Source organism: Flectobacillus rivi (assembly GCF_030056655.1).
GTDB classification, from domain to species: domain Bacteria; phylum Bacteroidota; class Bacteroidia; order Cytophagales; family Spirosomataceae; genus Flectobacillus; species Flectobacillus rivi.
This window is the reverse complement of sequence record NZ_JASHIE010000025.1, coordinates 28,520-45,807: the sequence shown is the minus strand read 5'-3', so window position 1 is coordinate 45,807 and position 17,288 is coordinate 28,520. Positions and strand designations below refer to the sequence as shown.

The window sequence follows — 17,288 nt, the reverse complement described above, 5'->3', positions numbered from 1 at the left end:
AATTTGCCGATTTGGACATGTGATTATTCAAAAAACACAAACCCAAATCAAACTATTTTACTATTTTGATTACTTTAACTTGGCTAAAACTCAGGGCAACCTATTTTAGGCAAGGACAATTCTAAATTCATCACTCAAAACTCAGCACTCTACACTCTATTGCAATTCTTCAAGTGGGTGTATTTTCCCGACCTTTGCATTACATTCTTCTGGTGTACCCAACTGCCACTCGTCAAGATTTTGAATTGTTTTATCTGCAATATTGGTTAATGCTTCTTGCGTTAAAAATGCTTGATGTCCAGTAATAATCACATTGTTGAAGTTGAGTAAATCGGTCAATAACTCATCACGTCCTTCGGTTTCGAAATGGTTTTTGAAGAAAATACCTCTTTCATTTTCGTAAACGTCCAAACCTAGATAACCGATTTTTCCATCACGCAAGCCCTGCAACACATCCTCTGTTTTGACCAAACCTCCACGACTGGTATTAATAAGCATAACACCCGTTTTCATTTTGTCGATTTGCTCTTTGGTAATCATATATTTAGTTTCCTCAGTCAGAGGTGCGTGAAGCGTAATAATATCCGAAGTAGCAAGCAATTCATTGAGTGTCACAAAAGTTACTCCTTCGTAGTCATCTGCCTCCTCAGCGTATTTGTCAAACACCAACAGCTTACAACCAAAGCCTTTTAGAATATCCGCTACCACTTTTCCAATAGTCCCCAAACCAATAATTCCGACTGTTTTTTGGTACATATCAAAACCAATTAGGCTACTCAAATCAAACTGGTAATTATGAGCTTTGGTATCAGCCATGATAAGCTTCCTATTCAAAGCCATCATCAATGCTACGGTATGCTCTGCTACAGAATTAGGCGAATAATGCGGCACATTAGCCACTCGAATACCCAACTCGGCTGCTACTTTAAGATTGATATGATCGACACCCACCGAACGAGTCGCTACATATTTCACGCCCAAATCATTTAAGGCACGAAGTACAGGCTCAGAGGCATCGTCGTTGGTAAAAAGTACCACTACATCAAATCCTTCTGCCATTTTCACGGTATCCATATTCAAAGGTTTGCCAGTGATGGTAATATCGTGTTTTTGTTGGTTAGCGTTTTGCAACGATGCTTTTTCAAACTCTTTAGTACTATAAATCAGCGCTTTCATACGGGATAGAATTTTGGTTAATAAAAGAAGGTTTAGCCTTTTTTATGTTTCAAAATTATCCTTCTATCTCATTTTTATCCATGACATTTATCAGTCTATTAGCTACTTATGCTCATCCACACAAAGCCATGACTGGTTTTAAATAAAAAACACATTTCTCTTTTTTCTTTCAGAAACGTCCTTTAAGTTTGTACCAGACTTTAGGGGTGCCTTAATATACGGGCTGAGATTATACCCTTTGAACCTGAACAGCGTAATGGTTGCGAAGGAAAAAGCAGAGCAAAATACTTTTCGTAGAATAGCCTTTATGGGCTATCTCCAAAATATTTCAAGCTGAAGTTTTTGATTAATGATAAAGGAAATTGTTGGGATAGTTTGTCCTATACAGACCGATTGTGTTGGGCTGTATTTGATAAATGGCGCTTCAATCCTATACCGAGCACAATAGCATTCGCTCGCAAAATCATTTAAGCAAAAACTGTTCTGTCTAATCCACTCCTAAGGGTCGCGTTGGTATTTAATATTTTACAAACATGACCGTATTTATCAATTCCGAAGCTACTGATGTAGCATCCAGCTTCAAAGTCGAAGATTTACTCGAACAATTTCATTTGGCTCAGGTCAAAGGCTTAGCCATAGCGGTCAATGATATGGTTTTGCCCAAATCCGAGTGGCAAAGTTATGTTTTTCAAGAAAACGACCAAGTAACCCTCATTCGAGCAAGTCAAGGAGGATAAGTTGACTTACTCCATTCCTATTGTAAAATCAATTATTTTAACTCATCATTCTCCTATGAAAAAAAGTATTGAGGTAGCTCCTTCGACAGAAGCTATCAGCCGTAGTCCTTTTCCAAATTCTCGCAAAATTTATGTCCCTGGTGCTATCCATAATATTCAGGTAGCGATGCGCGAAATCAGTTTGACTGATACCAAAATTTCTGGTAATGTTTTTACCAAAAACCCTTCGGTAGCAGTCTATGACACTTCGGGTGCTTACACTGATCCGACGATAGAAATTGATGTAAGAAAAGGTCTTCCAAAGCTTCGTGAAGAGTGGATTCTTGGACGTGGTGATACAGAGCAATTAGACTCGATTAGTTCAGAATACGGACAAGAGCGTTTGAATATGAAGTCATTAGACGAACTTCGATTCAACTATTTGGCTAAACCAAGAAAAGCAAAAGCTGGTCAAAATGTAACGCAATTACATTACGCCAAGAAGGGTATTATCACCCCCGAAATGGAATATATCGCGATTCGTGAAAATCAAAAAATTGAATCTCTACAAAGTTTAGGGCATCAGCACGAAGGCTATAGTTTTGGCGCCAATACGCCAAAAGGCGTAATTACACCTGAGTTTGTACGTGAAGAAATTGCCGCTGGACGTGCTATTATTCCTGCCAATATCAATCACCCAGAAAGTGAGCCTATGATTATTGGACGTAATTTCTTGGTAAAAATCAATGCCAATATTGGTAACTCAGCCGTAAGTTCAAGCATCGAAGAAGAAGTAGAAAAAGCCGTTTGGGCTTGTCGTTGGGGTGCAGACACCATCATGGATTTGTCGACAGGTAAAAATATTCATGAAACCCGTGAGTGGATTATCCGAAATTCGCCAGTGCCGATTGGCACAGTACCGATTTATCAAGCACTTGAAAAAGTTGGTGGAAAAGCCGAAGATTTGACTTGGGAGCTATTTAGAGATACGCTTATCGAACAAGCGGAACAAGGTGTTGACTATTTCACGATACACGCAGGAGTACTTTTACGTTATGTGCCACTTACTGCCAAACGCGTAACGGGAATCGTGTCTCGTGGTGGAAGTATCATGGCAAAATGGTGTTTGGCACATCACAAAGAAAACTTCTTGTACACACATTTCGAGGAAATCTGTGAAATCATGAAAGCTTATGATGTAAGTTTCTCATTGGGCGACGGACTTCGCCCGGGAAGTATTGCCGATGCCAACGATGCAGCACAATTTGCTGAACTCGAAACACTTGGCGAACTGACCAAAATTGCTTGGAAACATGATATTCAGGTCATGATTGAAGGTCCGGGTCACGTACCAATGCACATGATTAAAGAAAATATGGACAAGCAACTAAAAGAATGTCATGAAGCGCCATTCTACACGCTTGGTCCATTGACCACTGACATTGCCCCAGGCTATGACCATATTACTTCAGGTATTGGTGCTGCGATGATTGGTTGGTTTGGTTGTGCCATGTTATGCTATGTAACGCCAAAAGAGCATTTGGGCTTACCTAACAGAAAAGATGTAAAAGACGGAGTAATCACTTATAAAATTGCCGCCCATGCTGCCGACCTAGCCAAAGGCCACCCAGGAGCACAAGTGCGTGACAATGCCCTAAGTAAAGCACGTTTTGAGTTCCGTTGGGAAGACCAGTTCAACCTTTCGCTCGACCCAGATACAGCACGTGAATTTCATGACGAAACTTTACCTGCTGATGGTGCTAAAATTGCCCATTTCTGCTCAATGTGTGGACCAAGTTTTTGTTCTATGAAAATTACACAGGAAGTTCGTGATTATGCCGAAGCACAGGGTATCTCCGAAGATGAAGCTATTGACTTAGGTATGCAAGCTCAGGCACAACAATTTGTAGAAAAAGGCGCAGAGGTATATCTGTAAGTGATGAGTTGGGAGTTTTGAGTGTCCTTGCCTAAAATAGGTTGCCCTCTATGATAGTAAATCTGTCTGTTTTTATATTTTTCAAGATATATTTAGAGTATAAAAACAAAAAGAAAAATTTCATCTTTAAAAAAATACAAGATGCTAATTATGAATATTTTATAGAAATAAAAACTATACAATTATTCCATTATTGGGAAATAATATTTTCTAAAATTCATTGTATATTTTGAAGTTATCTAATGCTAGCTCAGGGCAACGTATTTTAGGCAAAGAAAAAAAAGCTTATTACTCAAAACTTATCACACAACCTTTAACATCATGTTTACACTCCTGCTCACACCCCCAGAATTTATACCTGATGAAGTTCAGATACTAGAACAGCTTTTTGAAGCTGGTCTAACGACTTTACATGTGCGAAAGCCCAATGCGTCACTGGAACAAATTGAAGATTTCATTCGACAATTTAAGCCTCAGTATATGAAGCGACTGGTGTTGCATAGCCAATATCAATTGATGGCTAAATACAATATCAAGGGGATTCATCTTACCACGCACGTTTGGGAGGAACTACAGGAGCAAGGACAATTAAAAGAGTATATTCGCCCAGTACAGCGAAGAGGTTTAACAGTAAGCGCTTCGGTACATAAGTTTGAAGAAATACTGAAAATGCCTTCAAAACTCGACTATGTATTTCTCAGTCCGTTTTTTGACAGTATTTCAAAACCTGGCTACAAAGCTGCTATTTCGCCAGAAGTGGTGGAGGATTTTGTATTTAACAATAGTAAAGTCCCTCCTATCGTAGCCTTGGGTGGTATTGAGCAAAACAATATTCATTCCCTCAAAAACAAGAATATTGCAGGAGTAGCTTTATTGGGTAGTGTGTGGCAAGCACCCTCACCTGTAGAAGCCTTTTCCGAAATACAAACAGCTTTGAGTTCCTAGAACCAAAGCTCAAAATTTAACAACACGATGATTTCAAGACTTCATTATATAACCCAAGATCTCGCACATATTCCTCACTGGGAGCAAGCGCAACGTGCCTGTGAAGGTGGTGTAGACTGGGTGCAGTTAAGAGTAAAAACTCAAGAAGAATCTCAATGGCTCGAAACGGCTTTACGCACTCAAGAGGTATGTAAAAGTTTTGGTGCCAAATTGATTGTAAATGACAATCCTCATATCGCTGCGAAAATACAATCAGAAGGTTTGCATTTGGGCAAACAAGATATGTCGCCCTTAGAAGCTCGTCAGATTGTGGGTGAAAAGGTGATTATTGGTGGCACTGCCAATACCCTCCAAGATATGCTCAAACATGTAGCCAGTGGAACAGTACAATACATTGGACTAGGACCTTTGAGGTTTACGGATACCAAGAAAAACCTAAGTCCCATCGTAGGATTAGAGGGATACAAGCGTATCCTAGCTCAGTTCAGAACATTAGGACACAATCTACCTGTCGTTGGGATTGGAGGCGTAAAAGCAGATGATATTGAAGATTTATTAGAAGTAGGTTTGCACGGTGTCGCAGTATCCTCTTTAGTAAACCTAGCCGAAAATCCTTCAGCAGTCACACAAGAGTTATTGAGTCTATTAAACTTAGCGGTGAGTGCGAAATGATAGGAATAATGCAAAATTTTATCGAATGGCTTGGATGATTTTTTCTTTTGAAGAAGAATAAAAACTTTTTAAAATCCGAAATCAAATATCCAATATCTGAAATCCTCTCTCTCATTACTCAACTATGTCTTTACAAATTGCAGATAAAACCTTTCAGTCTAGGTTATTTACGGGGACTGGAAAATTTAGTAGTGCTTCTCTCATGGAAGAGAGCATTCTGGCATCAGGGTCAGAATTGGTAACTGTTGCCCTCAAACGAGTAAGTCTTACAGAAAAGGAGGATGATATCCTGTCATATCTCCACCATGATCGCATCAATTTGCTGCCTAATACCTCTGGTGTTCGAAATGCGAAAGAAGCCATTTTTGCTGCACAAGTTGCCCGTGAGGCATTAGAAACCAATTGGTTAAAACTCGAAATTCACCCTGACCCAAAATACTTAATGCCCGACCCAATCGAGACGCTAAAAGCAGCTGAGGAATTGGTCAAACTGGGTTTTGTAGTATTACCCTATATCCATGCCGACCCTGTGCTGTGCAAAAGACTCGAAGAGGTAGGTGTAGCAGCAGTTATGCCTTTGGGGTCGCCTATTGGTAGTAATAAAGGCTTGAAAACGGTTGATTTTCTTGAAATAATTATCGAACAAAGCCGTGTACCAGTAGTAGTAGATGCTGGAATTGGAGCACCTTCGGATGCAGCTAAGGCGATGGAAATGGGTGCGGATGCAGTATTAGTTAATACAGCTATTGCCGTTTCAGAAAATCCTGTTCAAATGGGTCTAGCATTCAAATATGCCGTTGAAGCTGGACGCATGGCATACGAAGCTAAATTGGCGCCTATGCAACAACAGGCTGTAGCTAGTAGCCCGTTAACAACTTTTTTGAATTAGTGGAAATATGGACTTTTATCAAGTTTTTCAACAACATACTTGGGACGAAATCCGTGAGAGTATTTATCAAAAAACATCTCAGGATGTCATAAGAGCACTTCAAAAATCTGGTAAGCGAGATTTGGAAGACTTCAAAGCTTTGATTTCGCCTGCTGCTACTGATTTTTTGGAAGAAATGGCTCAATTAAGTCACAGACTGACTCAAAAGCGTTTTGGCAAAACCATACAGATGTATGTCCCGCTGTATCTTTCGAATGAGTGTCAAAATATATGTACTTATTGTGGGTTTAGTTTTGATAACAAAATCAGAAGAAAGACACTTACTGAAGAAGAGATTTTACAGGAAGTAGCTGTACTCAAACGTATGGGGTATGAACATGTACTGTTGGTCACTGGTGAAGCTAATCAGACGGTTGGCGTACCCTATTTGCAAAAAGTAATTCGATTGATAAAACCCTATTTTTCTCAAATATCCATCGAAATACAGCCCCTCGACCAAGACGAATATGAAATTTTGGTCGCTGAAGGGGTACACGCAGTACTGGTATATCAAGAGACCTATCATGAGGAGGATTACAAAAAACATCATCCAAAAGGTAAAAAGTCGAACTTTCAGTACAGAATCCAAACACCAGACCGATTAGGTGCAGCGGGGATTCACAAAATGGGTCTGGGAGTACTCATAGGTTTGGAAGATTGGCGGGTTGATTGCTTTTTCACAGCCTTGCATCTTAGATATTTAGAAAAGCGCTATTGGCAAAGTACCTATTCCATCTCTTTTCCGAGGCTTCGACCATTTTCGGGCGGCTTAGAGCCTAAAGTAGAAATGTCAGATCGAGAATTGGTACAATTGATTTGCGCCTATCGCATTTTTGATGAAGAAGTAGAACTATCTATTTCTACTAGAGAAAATGAGATTTTTAGAGACAATATTATCAAACTCGGTATTACGTCGATGAGTGCTGGTTCCAAAACCAACCCAGGTGGATATGTGGTTGAACCAGAATCTTTGGAACAATTTGAAATCAGCGATGAGCGCTCACCACAGGCAATCGCCTCTGTTATTCAGGCTCAGGGGTATGAAGCCGTTTGGAAGAATTGGGATAGACTTTTGCAATGAGAATAATGTTGAATTGTGAATTGTCCTTGCCTAAAATAGGTTGCCTTATCTTCAGTAAATTTTCAACATTATTCAATTCTTTTGAAGAGAAAAGTGTATTGACTCAGAAAATCGTAAGGAAAACTAACACCATTTACTTTAGCGCCGTAGGTGCGAAAGAACACCAACTATCGTGAAGTCTTTCGCACCTACGGCGCTCTAAAGGGACTTTTATTTCTATATATTCTACCAAACTGTCGCTCCTACGGAGCTTTTCTAAGCAATAATAATACTATTCGCTAAATCTAAAAAGCAACCTATTTTAGGCAAGGACAAAGGACAACTCAAAACTCTCAACTCATAATTCAGCATTAATACTTACTGATCATTCATCAAAACCAAAAAAGCTTAAGGCAGGGCCTTAAGCTTTTCTTCATTACACCAATATAAAAAATCCTAACGGACTTCTTGTCTTTTAGTACTCAGTAGTTTGAGGGTTGAAATTCGTCCATTTTTGAGTCCAATCATTTGAGCCATCAAAAGCACCTCTGAAACTCGCTGAATCGAAACCTGTTGGCAATACTACGCCATCAGCTAATATTCTTGAACCTTTTTGTGGGCTGAATTTTGGAGCACCCAAAAGGTTGAAATCTGCTTGTAAACCTAAATCTGTTAATGACCAGCTAATAGCATTTTTACGGTTCGCATCATTAAACATGGCTGTCTCAACGTTCAAAATCGGAGCAGTTGTTCCTGTAATTACAACTCCTTTATAGTCAGACTTACCATTTTTGAAATTGTCTTGTGACAACGTTCCTTCTAATTCTAAACCAGCTTTTGGAAATGCACCATTTACAACGGTATTATAAATACTCAAAGCAGAGTTACGTCTGATACGGAAAGCTGAACGATATTTTTTGTCAACAGTACCGTTAGCGATATAGATACTCACGTTTGCAAATTTGGCAGAGGTTTGTGGCAATGCCGTCGAGCCAGAACCATCGTTATCTGATTCAAAACCGTTTGAGTCAGAACAACTACACTGGTCAGCTACTAATGGGTCACGAAGTGCTACTGCATATTGTACATTACCTGAGAAACCATTGTCTGTGTCAAAATCATCATCCAAAGTACGGTACGAAATCAAGTGTTTGGCATTTACAGCACCACCAAACCATTCGAAAGCGTCATCGCCAGAATGCGAAACTTGTACATAGTCGATTTTTGTTCCGTAACCTACGCCACCAAGTGTTAAACCGTTAACTTCTTTATCTGTTTCGAAAGCAACACCTGCAAATTCGATACGCACATATTTCAAAATACCAGAGTTATCAGCATCGTTGGTTCCACCAAAAGTTGTTACGTTTTCACCTTCAATTGTGATAGGCGTCTTATTTACTTTAGCTTTTCCTAAAATGATTACACCACCCCAGTCACCAGCTTTACGTTGACCGATTGCTTGGTTAGACGTAAATACGATAGGTTTATCTTCTGTCCCTTCTGCTAAAATTTTTGCCCCCGGTTTGATAATCAAAGTACCTTTTGTTGGCAAATCACCTTTGATGATTGTCCCAGGCTGAATCGTTAGGGTTACGCCTTCTTCTACGTAAACAAAACCATTTAAAAGGTATTTCTTATCGGCAGTCCAAGTTGTATTTGATGTAATAGAACCTTTTACTACCACCATTTCACGACTTGCTACTGGTGTTGGTTCTTGAAAATCGTTTTCCAATTTACCACATGAAGTAGTTGCTAAAGCAATGGCAGTGATGTAAAGAAGTTTATGTATATTTTTCATGATTTCTGATATTGGCTTTTACAAAATAGCTAAGCGATGGCTTATGTTTATTCTGTTAAAAAAGTTTGTGTACGGTTTTACAAAACTGAGTTTAGTTTCACTCCTGAAGCTACCACTCAGCTAATGGATTTTGATAATTTACTGATAACTGATATACAATTAACCAATCTTCTCTCTGGATTAGAACTTGTAATTGATACCGATCGTTGATGTTGTACCACGTTTGTAAGTTCTGAACACATCATCTTTTCCAGTTTCAATCTTCTTATCGTTGTTAGTATCGTTATAGAATCTAAATGGCTGATTCAACAAGTCTTGGATACCTACTTTCACTTCGATATGCTTTCCGAAACCTTTTGTAACGTTTAAGTCGATTACATTTCTTGGCATTTCATATACTGTTGGGAATACAACACCATCACCTACCAAGAAAATACGAGAACCTACAACATTATAAAGAACGTTGGCAGAAAGGTTGCTTTCGTTATCGTTGTAATAAACACCAGCGTTAATCAAGTATGGTGACTGACCTTGTAAGAAACGGCTGTCTGAAGATTGTCCGCTAAAACCTGTTTTCACATCTGAATCAATGATTGAAGCGTTCAACAAAAGTGTTAGGTTATCCACAAATTTTGAACTAGCTAAGCCTTTCAATGATTTACGCATTTCTAATTCCAAACCTCTACTGAATGCTTTTTCTGCATTTCCAACACCGAAGGCAATACCCGAACCTGCATTCAAAATTCTAGCTTCGATTGGGTTTGTAAATTGCTTGTAGAAGGCCGCAAGTGAGATTACTTCACCTTCTGAAGGATAGAATTCGTAACGTAAATCGTAGTTAGCGATGGTTGCTGTTTTCAAATCAGAGTTACCTACACGAGTTACGTCATAGTTAAAGTCATAATAAGGAAATGGCGCTAACTCACGGAATTCAGGACGGTTTACTGTTTGGCTGTAAGCTGCACGAATCTGGTTTTTGTCGTTCAATACATAAGAAAGTGTTACAGAAGGCAACCAGCTTAGTAATGGTCTATCTACGTTTAATTTCTCGCCACTACCACGTTTCAAGGTTACTAATTGCTGACGGTTTTGTTCTGCTCTTACACCAAACGAAGCGTTGAATTTACTTGAGAAAGGCACATAAGCATTTACATAACCAGCGTACAATTCGTTACGAGCTTTGTAAGCATCTTCGTAACCAGTACCTTCGTTATAAAACAATCCTGTTGTAGATAGGTTGGCCGGGTCGAAGAATTTGTCTGGTGATTGTGTCAAAATTGCATCTCCTACATTATTGGCATTTACGATACCAAACCAACGAGCAGCGAAATTACGGTCTTTCTTTTCGAGATATGTACCAGCACGAAGCTTAATCAATTCTTTTTCAGATGCATCTGCTTTACCGATACGGTGCTCTAAGTCGATACGTCCCGATACTACATTTTCAGTTAATGCTGAGTAAAAACGTGCCGCTTGTTGTAAAGTTGGACTTTGTGATTGTTGAATATTGATGGTGAATGGATCGTTGCTACCCAATGTACGGCTCGAAGTAAAACGACGGTTGTCTGGTTCTTGACGGTTTGTGTATCCGTAACCTCCTGTCCAAGTCAACTTAGTCATATCCGACAATTCGTGCGTACCACTCAACTGACCAGAGTAAATACTCTTTTGCTCGTAAGTCATCGAGTAGTTTTTCAACTCAATATTATTGTTGTTGTAACCATTTCTCAAAACAGTTTCTTTTGAGCCTAATTGGTTAAACAAATTACGGAATTCAATTTTGTTAGCAGGGTTAATAATCAAAGCCCAGTTTGACATTACCCCTACTCTTACGTTTTCAGCATAAGCGTTATCGTTGTAAGCAAATTCTTTTTCACTAGCTGTATTACCAGCATCAGCGTTGTAAGCATAACGATAAAACTCGATATTTGGCGTTCTTTGGTGAGTAAGACTGTAGTTAACAGCATTGATAGTTGCTACTTCTAAATTACCAACATTAAAACGACGTGTCATTCCTAGGTTACCTCTAAAATCTGGCAATACAGATAGTGAGCTTTGATTGAAATAACTTGGCAAAGATTTGAAAGCATTTACTACAGCAGGAGTATTAGCACCAGATAAGATTGTACTTGTGCTAGGGATAGAAGAAGGTAAACCTCTCAAACCGTTATCGAAACCTAAAAAGTCTGTACCGCTTCCTTTATACGTAGTAGCTGTTTGGAAAGTTGTATTGCTACGATGTCCTAATGAAAAACCAGCTGTGAAAGAATTGCCATCTGGGATAGTTTTGGTATAAATCTTAATCACACCACCACCAAATTCACCAGGAAGATCAGCCGAACCCGATTTGAAAATCAACATACGGTCGATGGCTGTAGAAGGAATCAAGTCGAATGAGAATGCTTTTGTATCTACTTCGGTAGAAGGCGTAATCGCATCGTTGAGCATTACGGTATTATAACGTTCGTTCAAACCACGTACAATCACAAAACGGTCATCTTGGATAGATACCCCTGGCACACGACGTACAACCGCCGAAGCGTCACGGTCTTGTGTTTTTTGGATTTGCTGTGCCGAAATACCAACAGCAATTTGTTCTACTTTTTTAATTTCTGTAATAACCGAAACCTCAGTTCCTTTATTTTTAGTACCACGTACTACCACTGCATCGAGTGTAGTGTTGGCCTCAGCAATCGTTGTGTTTATTAAGGTTGTTTTTCCTGCTTCAACTCTTACATTTGAAATTACTTTGCTTTCGTAACCTACAAATGAAAAAATAACAGTGTGAACTCCAGCAGGTACACGCGATAATTCAAATTCGCCTTGCATATTTGTTTGTGTACCGATTTGTGTTCCTTCTACTCTTACTGCAGTTCCTAACATTAGCTCGTTAGATTTTGCATCTTTAAGGCTACCTTTAATGCTTCCTGTTTGAGCAAAAGACACTAAAGCTGTGAATAAAAATAGAAGAGTACTGAGTAATAAATTTCGTTGCATGTGTATGTGTATTAAATAGAAATGTCTCTATATCTTCGACGCAACAAAATTATTACTTGAATATTACCTATGTGTTTGTGAATTTTAAACAAACTGTTAAGGATACCCTCTATTTGATAACATTATCTTAACATTAGAAACAATCACTTAACATAAAGTACTTTTAGGGTATTTTATTAGACTATTTCTAGTAAAAAGTACTTAAAACAGTGATTAACGAAAAATTAAGTCTGTTAAGAATTATCGACAAATGACGAAAAAGAGATTAAGTATTTTGTTACAATCTTACTAAAACGGATACTGTTTGGTGTCTATATTATCACACTGCTGTATTTTTCCGTCATAAATCAGTTGGTGTTTAAAAATCGCTTTAGCATGGTTCTTGCTCGGATATTTTACTACTATTGTATTGTAGTAAAAGTTAAATTTGTAAGAACAATGAGGGGAATAACCTCAGAATTAGCCTGCCTTTTTACCTTTTTCAAAAAATGTCAAAGAAAAATAAATCGCCCAAAGTAGAAACACAGTCCCCCAAAGCGACTTCAGAAACGGTAATCACAACGCCATCAAGTACTTCAAAAAATACCATTTTAACCATCATTGCATTTGCAGTTGTTGTATTACTTGGATTTAGCGGAGGTTTTAGTAATCAATTTGTTGACTGGGACGACCACGTGTATGTAGTCGAAAATATCCTTGTTACCCATCCATCAGGACATTGGCTTGAAGCTTGGCAAAGCCATGTAGCCAGTAACTATCATCCCCTAACGATGTGGTCACTGATGCTCAACGCTGTAATGTCAGGAGCAGAATCGGCACGAGCTTTTATCATAACCAATACCTTTATACATTTTCTAAATGTTATTCTGGTTTGGCTTTTGGCTCTAAAACTTCTTGAAAGTTATGAGACAGGTGAGCGCCAAAAGAAATTTATTGCCATTCTTACTGCGCTACTTTTTGCCATTCACCCCATGCGTGTCGAGTCAGTTATTTGGGTGTCGGAGCGCAAAGACGTTTTATATGTGTTTTTTCTATTGCTGGGTAGCTTGCAGTATTTCAAATATGTGGATAAAGGTCAAAAAGTGATTCATTTGATTTTTGCATTCTTACTATATCTAGCTTCATGTTTGTCAAAAGGGCAAGCTGTTATTTTTCCACTAGTCCTATTTCTTTTTGATTATTGGAGAAATAGAGAATTTTCTATTAAAGTTTTTGTAGAAAAAATTCCGTTTTTCGTGGTATCCGTTGTATTCGGTCTAATAGCCATTAATATACAAGGAGGAGGAAATTTGGGAGGAATGATTCATCCAATTGCAGCAACAGGCGTAGCATTCAAACCAGAGGATATTAGCTATTTCAAAACGATTACCTACGCAGGATACGGTTTTATGATGTATTGGGTACACTTGGTGACTCCTATTGGATTACGCTCAATGTACATGTATGAAGACCCAACACTATTTCATTCTGAGTATTATTTGGGTTTAGTAGTAATGCTTGGAATTTTGGGCTGGGGAATATTTAATATCAAACGCAATAAACTCATCGCCTTTGGGATTGGCTTTTTTACGGTAACTATCATTCTCGTGCTTCAAATTCTGCAAGTGGGTGGCGCTATTATGGCCGACCGATATACTTATTTGCCCTATATAGGTTTGTTTTTTATGCTAGCGGTGGGTATTTCAAAACTAATAGAAAATCCCAAAATACAGCAGGCTGTATGGGCAGTATGTATCGTTTGGTTAGGAATTTTGCTTGTCATTACCAGAAAACAAGTAGGTACATGGCAAAACTCAGGAACGCTTTTTTCTCGAAGAATAGAACTAGCACCAGAAAAAGACGAAAGAGCCTATAGTGCTGCAGGGCAATATTATGGTGCAAAAGAAAATAATCTAGATTTAGCTATTGCTTACAGCGAAAAGGCGATTCAGTTGGGTTACAAAATTGATGTTACGCCATTGGGCAATTTGGCTTCGGCTTATGAACGTAAAGGCGACTATCCTAAAGCAATAGAATATTTGACAAAAGCCATTCAGCAATTTCCATCTGCAGATACCTATCTGAATCGAGGCAATATGTATCTCAATGCCCAGATGCCAGACAAAGCACTTCCTGATTTAGAAAAAGCACTCACAATGCCCGAAAACAAACGCATTGGTGTAAACTACGGTTCTTTGGCGACAGCACAACTTAATACCAACAGAACAGAAGAAGCCCTCAAAAATTTCAATATCGCTATCGATCAATATGGAAGTCAGAACCCTGAGCATTTTTATAATAGAGGTGTAACTCATCATAAACTAGGTCATTGGGAGGCGGCAATTATTGATATTAAACGATGTCTACAATTAAAACCAGACCATCCACAAGCCACTCAGGCATTGAGTCTTTTAGGGGTGAAGAAGTAAATTTTAATTGAGTGAATATTCTAAAATTTGTATTCTAGCTGTAGAGACACAATGCTTTGCGTCTAAAGACTTATCCTTCTAAAAATTATAATATCAAAAACGGCGATCTAAATTAGTTTTTAGACCGCCGTTTTTGATATTGTATATGTTACAGCTCATTATTTTTAAAAAGCTCAAACATTTTCCGTAATAGCTCCTTTTGCTTTGGTTCAAACTGATTTGCGACAAATAGATCAAACTTGTAAAATACAAAATAGCCAAATCTAGAATAGTTATTTTCAGGCTCTTGGAGTTTGACAATTCGTTTAAATACTACATTTAAACCTCCACGAAATCTATCCTGAGCTGAGTTATTGCTCATATCGAGTAAAAACTCACGTAATAACTCTTTGATTTCAGCAATGATTTCTTTCAATGATTTATATCTTGCAAAAACAAGCGGTTCTCTATTGAGCTTTAACTTCTCGATGGTAATTTCTGCTCGATTTGTTAATCCTTTGATTGTTCCATCAGGCATAAAAATAAGATGTTCCTCCACCTTATCAACCTCTGGATTTAAAAATGAGGCTTTCTCGGCAAAAAGCACTTCAGAATTGATAGACACAAAGTCCCAATGAGCAACTCCTTCAGGCGTTAGATTTGGAGCAAACACCCTATTACCCTCCACTGGGAAACTATTACTTTTATTCCCATTACAAGTACTACACCCCAATGTCAAATTTGTCCATTCGTATGCAAGCCAATAATAACCTAAATGGTCTGTAGCTTCAATTAACTTAGCTTTGGGTCTGTAATGCTCTACTTGTAAAGTTGCACCAGCCAAGGTGTTTGTTTCACAATAAGCGCATTTGTTTTTATAAATCGCCAACAGCTCTTTATATGTCTTATCTCTGTAAATGCTCTTCTTGAACTTATGTTCATTTTTTGTTTCCAAAACCTCTTTTAATAATGCATCTGTAACAGATTTTAGAAGACCTTCAGGAGGGTTATCAAATTCTTTTTTAACACTAATCATACAGGTAGAAAACTATTTAGGATTGCTTTTGGGTAAAAATAATTCATCAGGGAATTGTTGATTACTTTCCTCAAACTCTTTCAGATATTCTTCCACTTTGAGGTTTTCTTCTAGTTCTTCATACGAATCCTCAGTTCTGACATCTCCTAAATTTTCATGTTGAACAGAGACAAAGTCTTCCAAATCAAATACCCCTGAAGTAAGCAACAAATTTGGCGTAAGATTTTTTAAATCTATGTTTACTCTTTCAAGTTCAATACCGTTCTTTTTTGTTCTCGTAACTTTGATGATAATACTATTGGCATAAGCACCTAACAAAGGGATAGGGCTATGCGTGGTAACGATGAATTGTATTTGGGGGAAAATTGTTGAAAACTTCCCTACTATCTCACGTTGTAATTTAGGGTGCAAGTGTAAATCCAATTCATCGATGAGTACAATCCCTTTCAAGTCGTGTGGATTTTTAATATCAGGCTGTTTACGAGAAAGTCTCAATATAATATCTCCTGCCAGTGCTATTATCGCTTTAAAACCAGAGGCTAATTTTTTAAAGGGCAAAGGCTGGTAAATAGCATCTCCAGAAGCATCTATCTCTTTTTCTATATACTCAATTTTATCAGTATCTGGATTATATCGTATATCATCAAGTTGAGGGATTAAGGTACAAAATGCCTTTTTTACTAACTCAAATCGAGGGTCTTTCTTTAGTTTCCATTTAACTAATTCATATTCAATATTGAGCAGCCAACCATCTGAGTTAAAGAGATTATATGAAATAGAACTTTTGCCCTCTTCGTCATTCTGTGTACCTGACAAATTTAATCGAATAGGGCCATAAGCCACCAGATGTTGTAGAGGATGGTGATTGTTGATAATATCATTTATGAAGCTTTCTTCTTGACTTTTATATTCTACCTGTATTACACAATTAGCTTCTTCTACTAGATTAGTATTACCATCCAAGCGTCCATTTAATCCTAAAAATATAGATTGTAAAACAGTGGTTTTACCAAAACCATTTTCGCCTACCAAGAAAATCCATTGTGCATCTACAGGGATAGCTTCTAATTTGGTCTGTAGAATACCTTGAAAGTTTGAAACAGATAGCTGCTTTAAAGTATATGGTAACTCCTTTTGCTCAGGAAGTAGGTAAACGTTAGGTTCATTGACTAGAGGCTCAGATACTGGGGAGTCTATTTCAAATAAATCAGAATAGTCAATACTTGAAGTCTCTGTCGCTGTAATACTAGGGGTAAGTGTTTGTAAAGATGATAGATATAGCTTAAACATATCTAAAATATCCTTTAAACTAACCAAGTTCCTATAATTATCTTTTAATCCATGTGTTATTTTTGAACTTTTCTTATTTAATAAAATTCTAAGTAATGTGCTATTTTCAAAATCGTACGGCTCATATCTCGCAATACTGTCTATCCTAAAAAATAACTCTTCATGTCCTTTTGGGTAAATTAACAATAGATAATCGTCCGTAGCTGGCTTCGCAACTAATGGATACTCAGCTGTTAAATTATATTCTCTAACTTGCTTTGAAATATCTTTCAGTAAATCTATTACACCATTAGGTAATTCTTTTCTATTCATGTGCTATCGCTTTAGAACTGTAGTCATTACGCAAA

The 17,288-nt window shown here is 37.9% G+C and carries 12 protein-coding genes and 1 riboswitch; of the genes, 7 read left to right on the top strand and 5 right to left on the bottom strand.

From position 1 onward, the window contains the following. Nucleotides 1–156: 156 nt before the first annotated feature. On the bottom strand, nt 157–1,176 hold the full coding sequence (locus tag QM481_RS24570) for a 2-hydroxyacid dehydrogenase (protein ID WP_283383754.1): 1,020 nt from the start codon (nt 1,174–1,176) through the stop codon (nt 157–159). A gap of 192 nt (nt 1,177–1,368) precedes the next feature. Then, a riboswitch (TPP riboswitch) is annotated at nt 1,369–1,464 on the top strand. Between the two features lie 245 nt (nt 1,465–1,709). Between QM481_RS24570 and thiS the strand changes: the two genes are divergently transcribed. From thiS to thiH, 6 genes are all read left to right on the top strand, one after another. Beyond that, nucleotides 1,710–1,913 (top strand): sulfur carrier protein ThiS, encoded by a 204-nt coding sequence (thiS, locus tag QM481_RS24565; protein ID WP_283371943.1) that lies wholly within the window; start codon nt 1,710–1,712, stop codon nt 1,911–1,913. A 55-nt stretch (nt 1,914–1,968) separates the two neighbouring features. Then, entirely contained in the window at nt 1,969–3,828 is a 1,860-nt protein-coding gene (thiC, locus tag QM481_RS24560; protein ID WP_283383753.1) for a phosphomethylpyrimidine synthase ThiC, read from the top strand. A gap of 321 nt (nt 3,829–4,149) precedes the next feature. Further along, nucleotides 4,150–4,773: a thiamine phosphate synthase gene (locus QM481_RS24555; protein ID WP_283371941.1), complete on the top strand. Its 624-nt coding sequence runs from the start codon at nt 4,150–4,152 to the stop codon at nt 4,771–4,773. Nucleotides 4,774–4,800: 27 nt separating this feature from the next. Continuing rightward, a complete protein-coding gene (locus tag QM481_RS24550; RefSeq protein WP_283383752.1) occupies nt 4,801–5,445 on the top strand; it encodes a thiamine phosphate synthase in 645 nt (214 codons plus the stop codon). A gap of 124 nt (nt 5,446–5,569) precedes the next feature. Beyond that, nucleotides 5,570–6,334 (top strand): thiazole synthase, encoded by a 765-nt coding sequence (locus tag QM481_RS24545; protein ID WP_283371939.1) that lies wholly within the window; start codon nt 5,570–5,572, stop codon nt 6,332–6,334. 7 nt (nt 6,335–6,341) lie between these two features. Next, complete coding sequence (gene thiH / locus QM481_RS24540) at nt 6,342–7,454, top strand: 2-iminoacetate synthase ThiH (RefSeq protein ID WP_283383751.1); 1,113 nt, start codon at nt 6,342–6,344, stop codon at nt 7,452–7,454. A 454-nt stretch (nt 7,455–7,908) separates the two neighbouring features. Here thiH and QM481_RS24535 read toward each other — a convergent pair whose 3' ends face one another. Then, a complete protein-coding gene (locus QM481_RS24535) occupies nt 7,909–9,231 on the bottom strand; it encodes a beta-helix domain-containing protein (RefSeq protein ID WP_166550316.1) in 1,323 nt (440 codons plus the stop codon). A 180-nt stretch (nt 9,232–9,411) separates the two neighbouring features. Then, nucleotides 9,412–12,228: a TonB-dependent receptor gene (locus QM481_RS24530; protein WP_283383750.1), complete on the bottom strand. Its 2,817-nt coding sequence runs from the start codon at nt 12,226–12,228 to the stop codon at nt 9,412–9,414. A 488-nt stretch (nt 12,229–12,716) separates the two neighbouring features. Between QM481_RS24530 and QM481_RS24525 the strand changes: the two genes are divergently transcribed. Beyond that, on the top strand, nt 12,717–14,636 hold the full coding sequence (locus tag QM481_RS24525) for a tetratricopeptide repeat protein (protein WP_283383749.1): 1,920 nt from the start codon (nt 12,717–12,719) through the stop codon (nt 14,634–14,636). A gap of 148 nt (nt 14,637–14,784) precedes the next feature. Here the strand turns inward: QM481_RS24525 and QM481_RS24520 are convergent, their stop codons facing one another. Continuing rightward, the gene (locus tag QM481_RS24520; RefSeq protein ID WP_283383748.1) at nt 14,785–15,651 is read right to left on the bottom strand and encodes an HNH endonuclease family protein; all 867 of its coding nucleotides are present in this window, start codon (nt 15,649–15,651) and stop codon (nt 14,785–14,787) included. 12 nt (nt 15,652–15,663) lie between these two features. After that, complete coding sequence (locus QM481_RS24515; protein WP_283383747.1) at nt 15,664–17,253, bottom strand: AAA family ATPase; 1,590 nt, start codon at nt 17,251–17,253, stop codon at nt 15,664–15,666. Nucleotides 17,254–17,288: the final 35 nt, after the last annotated feature.